Below are 12,909 nucleotides of genomic sequence, written 5' to 3' on the forward strand. Positions count from 1 at the left end.
TCTAATAACCAGCTTCCTCTTCTTGCACTTCTTGTAACGAAACCCGGTGCCACTGGGAAACGTAACTCCACGTGAAGTACGCAATCACAATTGGGAGTAACACACAAAGCACAATGGTCATTACGCCTAATGTGTACGGCGTGGCCGAAGCGTTGACAATGGTCAAGGTGTGCGCAGGATTTCTTGCGATTAACACGTTCGGGAACAGACCCACGAAGATGAGTGCCACTACGGAACTCAAGGTAATCGTACTGGCTAAGTAAGCCGTCCATTCGTAATCACGAAGCGTCGCTAAGTGCCCCACCAAAGTGGACAAGACGATGATCACTAAAAACAGGATCGTGGCCACCGGATGGGTGACAAAGAAGTCCGTTTGCAAGTAGAGAGCCAGTGCAAACAACACTTCCACTGGATAAGCTGCCCAATACAAATTGCCACATAGCGTGGCGGCGTGATAGCGCATTAAGCCCGATGTTCGTAACGTTGCATAGTGTAATCCTTGGTAGAGACATAGTGCGGTAAGCGCTACGCCCCCAAGTAACGACAACGGATTAACGACGTCGCCAAAACTGGCAAAGATATCACCATGCGCATCCATCGGCACGGCTTGAATCATCGCGGTAAAGAGCATCCCGAGGAGAAAAGCCGTGAAAAAACTCCCACAGAAGTTCGTCCACATCCAGGCGTTGCGTCCCCGTTTGGTCTCAGCATTTTCCGCAAATTCAAAGGACACGCCCCGAAAAATCAGCGCGATTAGCACTAAAAAGAGCAACAGGTAAAAGCCGGAGAAGAGACTCGCGTACCACATGGGCATCGAGGCAAACATGGATCCCCCCGCGGTGATCAGAAACACTTCGTTTCCATCCCAGTGGGGTCCAATCGTCCGTAATAACTGTTGTCGTTCATCGTAGTTAAAGGCCAAAAACCGGGTAGCCATGCCAATCCCCAGGTCAGCTCCATCTAAAACGAGAAAAACGGCAAAGAGTAGGCCAATGACGGCGTACCACAATAGTTGTAAAAAACTCATTTGCTAAAGGCCTCCTTTGAAAACGGATCTTCCGTATCATATTGAATCGTGTCATCAATTGCTTCCGGTCCCTTTTCCAGGTTTTTCTTGGCATACAGAAACATAAAAATCCCTAGGAAGGAGAAGAGACAGAAGTACACAATGATTGTAAAGAGCACGGCCGTGGCACTGGTACTAGGTGAAACCGCATCAGCGATGGGTAAAAGCCCATACACAACCCACGGGGCCCGCCCCAGTTCGGTTACTAACCAACCACAACTGTTAATGATAAACGGTCCAAAGGTGGCGAGGCTCAGTAACAATAGGAGCCATTTTTGTCGCATAATGGTGTTCTTTTTCTTCCGTGAGAACCAGAGCCCTAGCAATGACAGCATCCCTAGTGCTCCTGCCCCAGCTACCATGATCCGGAAGGAATAGAACAAGGCATTAACGGGCGGGTAATAGTTCATGTGCTTTCCAAACTTCTTATCGTACTTTTGATGGAGTTCCCGGTTAACCTGATCCATCCCGGTGATATCTCCACTCGGTTTATGGTAGGTCAAAATATCTAACATGTAGGGAATCTCAATTCGATATGTAGCGGTCTTTTCCTTGGTGTTGGAAATTTGGACCACGCTCCACGCCGCCGGACTCTTGGCGTTCTGGTATTCTCCCTCGGCCGCTGCAAACTTCATCGGCTGGTTTTTCGTCAGGTACAGCATCTGGCTATCACCAGATAGGAAGCTCCCGACTAACCCGAATAGTCCGATCACGAGGGCTAACCGCATTGATTTGCGGAAGAACGCCGGGGACTTCTTGCGAAAGAGCATCCATGCGGAGGCGCCCGCGATAATAAAGCTCCCCGTTACAAAGGCACCAAAGATTACGTGGGGAAATTCGTACCACAGTTGTTGGTTCTTAATGATAGCCCAAAAATCCGTCATTACCGCGTGTCCCGTTTTCGGGTCAATTTTGTACCCGACCGGGTTCTGCATAAAACTATTGGCCGCTAAAATCCACAGGGCGGATAACGTGGAGCCAAGTACCACAAGCCAAATCATCAGGGCGTGCCACGCGGGTTTCATTTTATCCCAGGTGAACATCCAGACCCCTAAGAAGGTTGATTCCAGGAAAAAGGCCAGTAACGCTTCGATGGCGAGGGGAGCACCGAAAATATCACCCATGAACCGGGAATAGTTCGACCAGTTCATCCCAAACTGGAATTCCTGAATCAATCCAGTTACCACTCCGACCGCAAAACTTAGCAAAAAGAGTTTGCCCCAGAATTTGGTCATCGTTAGGTATGCGGGTTGCTTTTTAATTACATACATCGTTTCCATGATTGCCACCAGTAACCCTAAACCGATGGACATCGGTACGAAGAAAAAGTGAAAAATGGTGGTCATGGCAAATTGGAACCGTGCCAATGAAACCACGCTCATGCCGACATTTAACATTATTCTAATCTCGCTTTCAATTAACTTTGGAGCATCATTTTCAATCCAGATAGTTCATAACTACTGCGTTTAAAGATGATGTTTTTCAACACTGCCGCTGGGAATCCGTTAATTTTCACACTTAAACCACCGAGCGCAACATCAGCTACGGCGTTGTAAGGACCCAGTGAACAAACGGTTCCTAATGAATGATAGTTGAACGGAACGATTGGTTTTCCAGCTAGTTTATTTTCGAAGTTAGCCACAGCGTTGCTAGCTTCATAAATCGAAATCTGGGCGGTCGTGGGGTAAACCCGACCCGACTGCGGTTCTTTGACGGCGGAAACGTCTCCAATCAAGTATTGGTTCGGATAAGCCGTTAAACTCATGTCATCGTTAACCAGTACCCGGTTTCGGTGTTCCTCGTAGCCAGAGGCCGCAATCACATCGCTCCCCTTGACCCCCGCAGTCCAAAAGACCCGGGCTGCTTCGATAAACTGGTTATCGTCTCCATAGAAGACTCCGTCATCGGTCACTTCGTTAACAGTAACGCCCAGTATAAACTGAACGCCCTTTTTCTCTAAGTATCGTTTTGCATATGTAGCTTGTTTTTCGTTAAACATGCCTAAGAAATTCGGCGCGATACAGGTAATCTGAAAGTCATCGCGCTTAAACCCATACTGCTTGGCCCACTTTGGAACCATATGTACTAATTCACCAATCAGTTCGATGCTGGTAAAACCCCCACCAACCGTTACTACGCGTAAAAACTTGGGATCCTTGGTTTGGGCATACTGTTCCAAGGCCGTTTGTAACGCTTCGGCATCACGAGTGGAGTTTTCAATGTTACTAATTTGCAAGCCATCGGTCGCCGCTCCGGGAGTGTTAAACGTTTCGGGTTCAAACCCGAGCCCATTAAATAAGTAGTCATACCCAATTTCGCCATGCTCGGCCATAGTAACCGTGTTTTGCTCCCCGTTAATAACCTGGACTTCATCTTGGATAAACTTGATTTTAGGACTAATCAGGTCCGGAATCCGAAACATAATCTTGGCTGCGGGAATGCTACCAGCTGCAACGCGATACAGTTGGGTCGCATCATAATGATACGGGGTGCGGTCAACGAGGGTTACCTCTAGATCCTGTTTACTCTTTGCCAACCGTTTACAGGCGCGTAACCCAGCATAGCCAGCCCCTAGGACTAACACTTTTTTCATGCTCTCTACCTCCATTTCACGAGATTGTTACTAGTTTAGAATCTCTTTTACCACTTAATCTTACCACATTCTCAAATCTACCAGCGGTTAATTTTTGCCAGTTCGTTCTAGCACCAGTAGTTCCCAACGCTGCTACTTAAGCATCCCCTTGCCACTCTGCACTAAACCGCGCCAAAAACCGCCGGGTCACTGCCATTCGTGGGGCAGCTAACCGGCGGGCAGTTGGGGTATTTAACTGGTCAACTACTCGTTCTGCTCGAACTTGATAGTGGTGGAAGGTATCACGAGCCTGTCGATATGCTTGCTTCGTGTTGAGCACTGCCGGATCATTTTCCGGAGCATACATCGGTAAGTCATGAATGGCGCCGTAGGCAAAGGTCCTGGCAATCGCAATTGGTCCTAGGGCATCCAAGCGATCGGCATCCTGAGCAATTTGCCCGGCTCGATCCAAATGATAGGAATGCTCTAAGTTCTTAGCAAACGACAGGTGGTCAATATCTGCCATGATCTTCGTAACGAGAGCCGGCGGATAGCCCCACTCTCGTAACTTAGCACTGACTTCCCGCCGTTTTCTGGCGGGCGTCTCCGTTAATTTTTCATCACCCACGTCGTGCAGGTAGGCAATCACAAGGGTTTGTTCCTCATTTGCGGGTTCCGTTTGTAACAACTGCCGGGCAAGGCTAACGACCCGGTTTACATGGGCTACATCATGACCCGTGTGATCCGCAGCCATCTATGCTTGCACATAAGCTTGAACGTGTGCTAACCGCCGTTTCATCATCCGCCCCCCTTTTCTTAACAGCTACAGCTCGTTCCATTCCGCCTTAAACTCTGCCACGAACTCCTGCATGTACTGCTTGCGTTCGTTCCCGAGCCGGCGAGCCGTCACCGTATTCATTTGCTCCGGCAGTTTAAACAACTTTTCGTAAAAATGGTTAATCGTCGTTTCGGGTTGCCGGTAGTTGGCTTTAGTCAGGTTGGTCCGGGGCCGAACCTGGGGGTCATACATCGCATAGCCGTGCACGGCACCATACGCAAAGGTGCGGGCAATCCCAATTGCTCCTAAGGCATCCAGGCGGTCGGCATCCTGCACAAGTTGACCCTCGGGACTCAACTGTTGGTGGTGCTCTAGGTTAGCCGCAAATGACATGTGATCAATGATCGCAAGGATCGCTGTAATTGCTGCTGGTTGATACCCAATGTCGGTTAACTGCTCCGTGACCCGCGCGCGGGCTGCATCTGGATCCGAAGTTAATTTTTCGTCAAAGCAATCGTGCAAATAGGCGGCGGTTAACGCAATCTCACCGTTCGCCGGATTTTCGGCTAATAACTGGCGCGTCAAGTTTACCACCCGTTCAACGTGATCATAGCCATGCCCGGATTGATCCCCGGCCATCGTTGTCTGTGCAAAATCAGCTACGGCTGTTAGTTTATCTGTCATCGTTTAAACCCCTTCATTATATCTGTTTAATTCTGCCATAAATCCCCTTGAAACACAAAAAGAGGCTTGCTACTTACAGCAAACCTCTTTTAATTTGTCATCTTATAGGAACGTAATGATTTCCATTAAAATTGGAACCACAACCACGAAGAGGACGGTACTGGTAACAACTACGTTTGTAGCGTAATCGACGTCTCCATGGGCGTTTCCAACCAAGATTGGAAGCACAGCCAGTCCAGGAGCGGCAGATTGAATCACAAAGGTACTCAATTCAGCACTCGGAACGCTGGCCCCCATTCCAGTAAAGGCCATTAGCACCCCAATCATGATTGCGGGAGCAAGAACAAACCGACCAGCGAGGGCCAGGATGGTATCCCGGTCAAAGTGGATGGAATTCAAGCCGGCATCGGCTAGAATAATCCCAATGTAAATCAAGGACAGTGGTGTTACTAAGCCACCAATCATCGTGAAGGTCTTTCCGAGCATTGGGAAAGCCGGTGGTTCCACGATGAAAGTAATTGGCAAGCCCAAAATCAACCAAACGAGGGCCACTAAGAACCCAATCAACGGAGCGGGCAGTAACTTCTTCCAGTTAAACTTCGCCGATCCGCGATCAGCCTTGGTCTTCGTTGGATCATCAGCAGATATAAAGAAGATCCCGATGGCCCAGGTTGAAATCGTGTTCATCAGGTAGTACAGCAGGAAGTACGGTAACCCTTTATCACCGAACAAAGCCATGTTTAACGGCATTCCGATGAAGATGGTGTTCGCGTTCACGACCATGTTAACGAACGTTCCCCGCCGTCCCTTGCGAATCTTGAACAGATAAACCATGGCGATGGCAACTAAATAACCGAGGAAGAAACTGATGAAGACGTACAGCAACCCGCTGGACAGACTAATCAATTTATCCCGGTTTAAATTAGTAACCACGGACATAAAAATCGAAACTGGTAGCGCAATGTTCATAATAATGTATGAAATGCTACCTTTGAAAGTGTCGCCTAATCGGCCCGATTTCCGTAACCAGTAACCTAAGGCAATAACGAGGACGATTTCACCGACACTTGACAATGAAGTTAAAAACGCTGTCATTGACGCTCAATCCTCCTAAATTAATCGTTTTATTTGTTAGCTAAATTAGTGAGATCAGTGTAAACGGGGTACCATTTTTCGTTTTCAACTGCACCCTTCACGTCACTAATCTTTTCTCGAGTAACCCCTTGATCAACTGCGCTTTGCGCTACCGCATTCGCAACCGTTTGCGAGAACTTAGTTAATTGATCAACTGGTGGTAAGATCGCAGCCCCTGGTTGACTTGGGTCAACAATTCCACCGAGTGAGTGAGCTGCCGCACTAATCATTTCATCATTTAACGTAGTGGCCGTAGCAGCGATTGCACCTAAACCAATTCCTGGGTAAACCAAGGCGTTGTTAGCTTGACCAATTTCGTAAGTAACTCCATTGTATTCAACGGGATCACTTGGAACCCCGGTAGCAACTAAGGCCCGACCGTCAGTCCACTTAATCAAGTCTGCAGCCGTAGCTTCACATAACTTGGTTGGGTTGGAGATTGGTAGAATAATTGGCCGTTCCGTGTGGGCAGCCATTTCCTTCACAACGTCTTCCGTGAAGGCCCCCGGGTTCGTTGAAGTTCCAACCATGATAGTTGGTTGCACTGCCTTCACAATTGAAAGCAGATCAGTTAAATCTTCACTGTTTTCAAATTCGGAACGACTCCGTGCAAATTCTTTTTGAGCAGGGGTTAAATCAGGCATGTCATCAAACAAGAGTCCTTGCTTGTCAACCATGTAGAAGTGCTTTTTAGCTTCTGCTTCAGAGAGACCTGCTTGCACCATTTCTTCACAGACCCGCTGTGCAATTCCGGCTCCGGCAGTTCCAGCTCCGTAACAGAGGTAAGTTTGGTCCGTCATCTTTTCCCCGGAGATGTTTAAGGCGCCCAGTACTCCGGCTAACACGATGATTCCCGTTCCTTGGATGTCATCATTAAAGACCAAGAATTGATCCTTGTACTTATCAAGAATGTTAGCAGCGTTAGCCCGCCCAAAGTCTTCAAAGTGCAGGTACAGGTTCGGGAAGAGATCTTCGGCTTCTTGAACAAAATTATCAACAAATTGATAGTACTTGTCAGAGTAATCCCGTTCTTGATCTAAACCAACGTATAATGGATCGTTGCGTAATGAATCCCGGGTCGTTCCGGCATCTAAGACAACTGGTAAGACCTTCGCAGGATCAATTCCAGCAGCTGCTGTGTAAACCATTAGCTTCCCAACCGGAATGTCAATTCCTTGGGTTGCCCAGTCACCGATTCCGAGAATTCCTTCCCCATCAGTCACAACTAACAGTTCGATGTCACGACCTTCAGCAGCGTTAAGTAAACTTTGCCGAATCGTTTCGCGACTTCCATCGTTAATTGACAAGAAAGCGGCATTTTGAGGGTTTACGTACATCCGACTGTAGTTTTCAATTGATTCTGCAATCGTTGGGTCGTAAACCACGGGCATGAATTCACTAACGTGCTTAGCAAACGTTGCGTAAAATAGCACCCGGTTTTCGTTGAAAATACTCATCAAGTAAACCCGTTTTTCCAGGTCGTTACTCTTTTGTTGGTATTCAGCGTAAACTCGTTCTACCTGTTGATCGAGGGTTTGAACGCGTGGTGGTAGCATTCCTTCCAGGTTTAAAGCTTTTCGTTCTGCTTCCGTAAACGCAGTCCCCTTGTTCAAAAAGGGATTGTTAACGATTGCTTGGCTCTTTGTCATAAGCTAAAACTCCTTTGTTCGTAGTATAATAGGTACAGTAATGAAGTTATCATCCAAATTATCTATTTTAAACATACCTATCTTACGGCAGGACAAAAATAATAGTCAAACTTCTAGTTTCCATAAATATCATTTATATGAGGTGCCGACATCAAACTCCAAGACCTAATTTATTTTAATAAGCTGGTGGAACTCCAGAGTTACACGGAGGTTTCCGAATATTTTGGCGTAAGTCAGCCGACAATTTCAATCGCCATCCACCGGCTGGAGCATGAATTTAACACGGAATTAATCAATCGTAACCAGTCCCACCACCACATCAAAATTAACCAAGCGGGGGCGACCCTCTACACCCACACCCGCAAAATTGCCACTCAGATTAAAGAAATCCAACGGGATATGGATGACCAAAGTGGAGAACACATTAACTTTGGGATGCCGCCAATCATTGCCCATTATTACTTTCCAGAGCTTGCCGTCACCCTGCGTTCCGATGGAATTCTCGATAGTCTTGACCACGTAGAGGGTGGTTCAGCATCCCTACTCGAACGGCTCAAAAAGGGGAGCGTCGATGTGGCACTATTAGGTTCGGCCACGCCCCTCGAAAGCCCCACAATTGAAGCCCAGGTTGTCGCTCAGAGTGCCTTCAAACTAATCGTGGCTAAGGACTCCCCGTTAGCACAACAGCCAAGCGTCAAAATCAAAGACCTAGAAAACCAGGATGTTATCACCTTTACCCCCGGCTTCATCCACCAGCAGGTCTTTGCCGATCTCCTGAAAGAGCACAGTTTACACGTCCACGTTAGCTACACTACTAGTGACGTGGAATTACTCAAACAGTTAGTCAGCCGGGGAGTGGGGGCCGCGCTCCTCACAGACGAAGCCATTCAACCTAGTGATGACCTAGTGGCCATCACGATTGCAGACGATGAACTTCCCCCCTTTTACGTCTCGGTTGCCTACCGCAAAAGCCACGTGCTCACCCCGAAGGAACAGTCGTTGATTGCCGTCTTAAGCAATCACATCCAAGCCCAGTAAGCAATGCTTAGTAATTACTTACTTTAGTTTAGGAATAAGGTGAGTCGTAACATTATTTTTTCCAGAAGCTTAAAAAAAGGCTTTATCCAATTTGGAATTGTAGTAAACTAAAGTGGAACCAACAGAAAGGGTGGAAAACAATGGAAGATCAAGCAAAGCACCACGTTTATACTGATTACTTTTTCAACGAATCCGCTTATGATTACCACGATGGCGGCTACGTTCCGTTGGAAAAGCATGATGCTCCTGAAAGTAAACTTAACATCCCCGAATTACTCAAACCAGACAAGGTCGAAGGGAATGATGTTTGGTATACAGTAGAAGCCCAAACGGGAGAAACCCAAATTTTACCGGGTGAACCAACCAAAACCTGGGGCTACAATCAAAGTTTGTTGGGGAAAACGATTATTTATGAAGATGGTAAAAACTACCATGTAACCTTAAAAAATAGTCTTCCCGAATTAACTACCTACCACTGGCACGGTCTAGACGTTTCTGGTCCTTACATTGACGGTGGTTGTCACGCGCCTGTTTACCCTGGTGAAGCTAAGGAAATCGAATTTCCGATCCACCAACCAGCTGCAACGACGTGGTTGCACGCTCATCCGTGTCCTTTAACTGGTTGGGACGTTTGGCATGGTTTAGCTTGTGCGGTGGTCGTCAAAGACCAACACGAAGCCACGTTGCCATTGCCACGGAACTACGGTGTCGATGACATTCCAGTGATCTTACAAGACCGCCGGTTTGACGAACACAACCAGTGGAACTACGACGATGACTACGATCCAGATGGAACTGCCGGTCCAACGGCCTTAATTAACGGAACGGTAAATCCCTACTTCGACGTTACTACGCAAAAATTGCGGTTACGATTCTTAGATGGTTCGAACCGGCGGGAATGGCGCTTGCACCTCAGCGATGACATGGTGATGACCCAAATCGCTTCTGACGGTGGCCTACTGCCTGAACCAGTTTACCTAACCAAGTTAATGATGACCTGTGCCGAACGGACGGAAGTTGTTCTAGACTTTGGTAAGTACAAACCAGGTGATGAAGTGACCTTGTACTCTGATGACACGCCGATCCTCAAGTTCAAGATTCACGAATTCGCCAAGGATGACACGGAAATTCCGGATCACCTTGCTGACGTTGAGTATCCAGATCCTGACAAAGACTCCTTGGTCCACCAAGTAGTAATGTCTGGAACTGACGAAGAAGTTCAAATCAACGGGAAAAAGTTTGGTATGATGCGGATTGATGACCGGCAAGAACTCGGAAAATCCGAATACTGGGACATCACGAATACTAACGATTGTTGTGGGGGAATGATTCACCCCTACCACTCCCACGGTGGCCAGTTCATGGTGGTTTCACGGAATGGAAAGGCACCATATCCCAACGAACGCGGTTACAAAGATACCATTGGAGTCAACGCGGGCGAAACCGTGCGGGTGAAGATGAAGTTTAACCTCCCTGGGGTCTTCATGTATCACTGCCACATCATCGAACACGAAGATGGGGGAATGATGGCGCAACTACAGGTTTACACCAAGGATGATCCGCACAAGAAATACAAACTGATGGACATGAAAACCTTGATGGATGCCTTAGCTAAAGAACGGCACTGTCGTCCAGAAGACTTGAAAATCAAGAGTTTGGAATCCTACCGCAAGATGGGCATGGACATGTGTTAATTTAATGATTACTAAAAAAGCGTCACAACCGACTAAGAATGTCAGTTGTGACGCTTTTGTTGTAGTTAAAATTATTTTTGTGAATACAACTCATATAATTTGTATTAAATAAAAAATATGATAATTATATTTCTTCGTTACCAGCCATTTTATTAAGAGTATCTTTAATTTCATCAACAGTTATGATTTTATCAACTTTAAGATTGTGCAATAAGTTTTTATTAACGTCTGTATCTCGATTAATTAAAATTATAAAAGAATTTAAATCCTCTAAGATGGATTTAGGAACTTTTTCTATATCGTAATCATGCTCTAAATCAATATAGGGTATCAATCTGAATATATCATTTCTATGCTTTGTTTTATCAGCATGATTAAATATTTTTCCTCTGTTTGATATGTCCAAGTGAGCTTTAGCTTTTAATAAAATTAAATAGGGTATTTTTATAGTAGAAATATAAACATCATTATATTCTATAGTTTCTCTTCCCATTTTTAATAATTCGTAGTAATCATCATCCAAGATAATTGCAGATAAACTGGGATCAGGGGAAAAAGGAAGAGGAGTTTTTTGATTTGTTTTTTTTAATGGATAAAAATCAATCGGAACTCTTGAAAACAATTCAATAAGTTTAGGAGCATCACTACTTTTGGGATTTTTAAATCTATAGAATTGACTATTATCATCATTTTTTTATCAGAATGCTCATATTCATTTTCTTTTATATATTTATAAAAAACTTTTGGGAAATCATCTTTTATGTTTTCAAATAAAACAACAATGTCATAATCTTGGGTTTGTCTAAAATCACCACCTTGATTTCCTATTAAGACAGAAGCTGCATTCCCACCAATGAGAACATAATCATCTTGGAAATTTCTTAGTGTATTAAAAAATCGTTCATAAATCATAATTAATTGTCTCCTTTATTTCAATCTATTATCGACTAGTTCATTAATACCATCTATCAATCTTTCATCATTTTTATCATCAAGACTTAAAAATAAATTTATGGGATCAATGGTTTTCTTAGGATATGAAAAGTCTACAAAATCTCTATAAAATTTATTATATTTTAATAAATCATACTTTGAAAACTGCAATATATATTTAAGATCATATATCCAATCATCAAATTTAGCAGTTGTACTAGCATCAACAATATCCTTTAGAACTTTATTTTCTTTTTGATATAATGATATTTCTGAATAACTGTGTTCAGATATCATTGAAGAATTAGAAAGAGCCATGTCCCCAACATATACGAAATCCTTTAACTGATTATGATCAAAAAATTCATTCATTTCATTTTCAAGATTTTCGCTTATATAATATTTTTTTTTATACAAAGGATTTTTTAATAATTCTTTATAATTCATCAATAAAGAATAAGAGTCAAGACCAATAAAATATTCTTTATTCCTAGTGTTCCCAATAGAAGATATAATTGATTGCTCCTCTAATTCACTTAAAGATCTTGACAATGTTGAGCGATTTCTTATATCAATGTATTTTTCAAAATACTTAATAAATTCGTCTCCACCAGTAAACCCAATTTTATTATTATATACATTAATAGGAGAATCATATCTTGTAATATTTATTTTTGATTCATTTTTATTTACAGATTGTATTATATATAATAATAATACAAATATTTCTTGGCTATATCTACTTAGTCTTGATTTATTATTAATAGACTTAAATGAATATAATCTAGTACCTAAAAAAGGTAAAAACATTTCACCATTAGAACAAAAAAAAGGAATACCCCTATTTAAGAATACTTTTTTATCTATTTCACGAATTTTATTTGAAAATAAAGCTATAGGATACTTAATGAAATTTTTTCTTATAACAGACATCGCCCTAACAGAATCCTCAGAAGATGCGTTATCTGAAAACAAAGCAATAAAATCTGTATCTAATAAGTTAATCTTCAATAAAATGAAATTTTTTTTTATATATAAAGGAGTGTACTTATTGTTTTCAATTATTTTATATTCACATTTTAAACCAGTTGTAATTTCAAAACGGTGTATATATTTATCAAAAGTACTCAAAATTATTTCATCTCCTATCAGGATAATATTGGTGCAAAAAATGAATTATTTATTCTTTTAATATGAATATATACTTAATTTTATGCACCAATATTGTAACAAAACAATTTAATTACAACAACTATAAAACGACAATTAAATTCATTTTTATAATCAGTCAAAAAAATTATTGGTGCATAAAATGAATAGTTTATTCTTTTAATATGAACATATACTTAATTTTATGCACC

General features: G+C 43.3%; 12 protein-coding genes. 2 read left to right on the plus strand and 10 right to left on the minus strand.

The genetic code is table 11. The features are described 5' to 3' along the window. Window position 1: 1 nt before the first annotated feature. From cydB to M3M35_RS04185, 7 genes are all read right to left on the minus strand, one after another. A complete protein-coding gene (gene cydB, locus M3M35_RS04155; RefSeq protein WP_252749422.1) occupies window positions 2-1,027 on the minus strand; it encodes a cytochrome d ubiquinol oxidase subunit II in 1,026 nt (341 codons plus the stop codon). Continuing rightward, complete coding sequence (locus tag M3M35_RS04160; RefSeq protein WP_252749423.1) at window positions 1,024-2,463, minus strand: cytochrome ubiquinol oxidase subunit I; 1,440 nt, start codon at window positions 2,461-2,463, stop codon at window positions 1,024-1,026. The genes cydB and M3M35_RS04160 overlap by 4 nt, the downstream gene beginning before the upstream one ends. Window positions 2,464-2,483: 20 nt before the next feature. Then, window positions 2,484-3,659, minus strand: coding sequence for an NAD(P)/FAD-dependent oxidoreductase (locus M3M35_RS04165; RefSeq protein WP_252749424.1), 1,176 nt, complete (start codon window positions 3,657-3,659; stop codon window positions 2,484-2,486). A gap of 136 nt (window positions 3,660-3,795) precedes the next feature. Next, window positions 3,796-4,392, minus strand: coding sequence for an HD domain-containing protein (locus tag M3M35_RS04170; protein WP_252749425.1), 597 nt, complete (start codon window positions 4,390-4,392; stop codon window positions 3,796-3,798). A 69-nt stretch (window positions 4,393-4,461) separates the two neighbouring features. Further along, complete coding sequence (locus tag M3M35_RS04175) at window positions 4,462-5,100, minus strand: HD domain-containing protein (RefSeq protein ID WP_252749426.1); 639 nt, start codon at window positions 5,098-5,100, stop codon at window positions 4,462-4,464. 102 nt (window positions 5,101-5,202) lie between these two features. Then, the gene (locus M3M35_RS04180; protein ID WP_252749427.1) at window positions 5,203-6,195 is read right to left on the minus strand and encodes an AEC family transporter; all 993 of its coding nucleotides are present in this window, start codon (window positions 6,193-6,195) and stop codon (window positions 5,203-5,205) included. 29 nt (window positions 6,196-6,224) lie between these two features. Next, window positions 6,225-7,883, minus strand: a complete 1,659-nt coding sequence (locus M3M35_RS04185) for a malolactic enzyme (protein ID WP_252749428.1) — start codon at window positions 7,881-7,883, stop codon at window positions 6,225-6,227. Between the two features lie 168 nt (window positions 7,884-8,051). On the opposite strand from M3M35_RS04185, the gene M3M35_RS04190 reads away from it, so the two are divergent. Beyond that, complete coding sequence (locus tag M3M35_RS04190) at window positions 8,052-8,921, plus strand: LysR family transcriptional regulator (RefSeq protein WP_274706368.1); 870 nt, start codon at window positions 8,052-8,054, stop codon at window positions 8,919-8,921. 140 nt (window positions 8,922-9,061) lie between these two features. Next, window positions 9,062-10,615 (plus strand): multicopper oxidase family protein, encoded by a 1,554-nt coding sequence (locus M3M35_RS04195; protein WP_252749430.1) that lies wholly within the window; start codon window positions 9,062-9,064, stop codon window positions 10,613-10,615. A 124-nt stretch (window positions 10,616-10,739) separates the two neighbouring features. On the opposite strand, the gene M3M35_RS04200 is transcribed toward M3M35_RS04195, so the two are convergent. From M3M35_RS04200 to M3M35_RS04210, 3 genes are all read right to left on the minus strand, one after another. After that, window positions 10,740-11,138, minus strand: coding sequence for a hypothetical protein (locus M3M35_RS04200; protein WP_252749431.1), 399 nt, complete (start codon window positions 11,136-11,138; stop codon window positions 10,740-10,742). A gap of 62 nt (window positions 11,139-11,200) precedes the next feature. Then, window positions 11,201-11,527: a hypothetical protein gene (locus tag M3M35_RS04205; protein WP_252749432.1), complete on the minus strand. Its 327-nt coding sequence runs from the start codon at window positions 11,525-11,527 to the stop codon at window positions 11,201-11,203. Window positions 11,528-11,542: 15 nt separating this feature from the next. Continuing rightward, entirely contained in the window at window positions 11,543-12,679 is a 1,137-nt protein-coding gene (locus tag M3M35_RS04210; RefSeq protein ID WP_252749433.1) for a hypothetical protein, read from the minus strand. Window positions 12,680-12,909 lie beyond the last annotated feature (230 nt).

It is taken from the genome of Fructilactobacillus myrtifloralis (assembly GCF_024029335.1).
Lineage (GTDB): Bacteria > Bacillota > Bacilli > Lactobacillales > Lactobacillaceae > Fructilactobacillus > Fructilactobacillus myrtifloralis.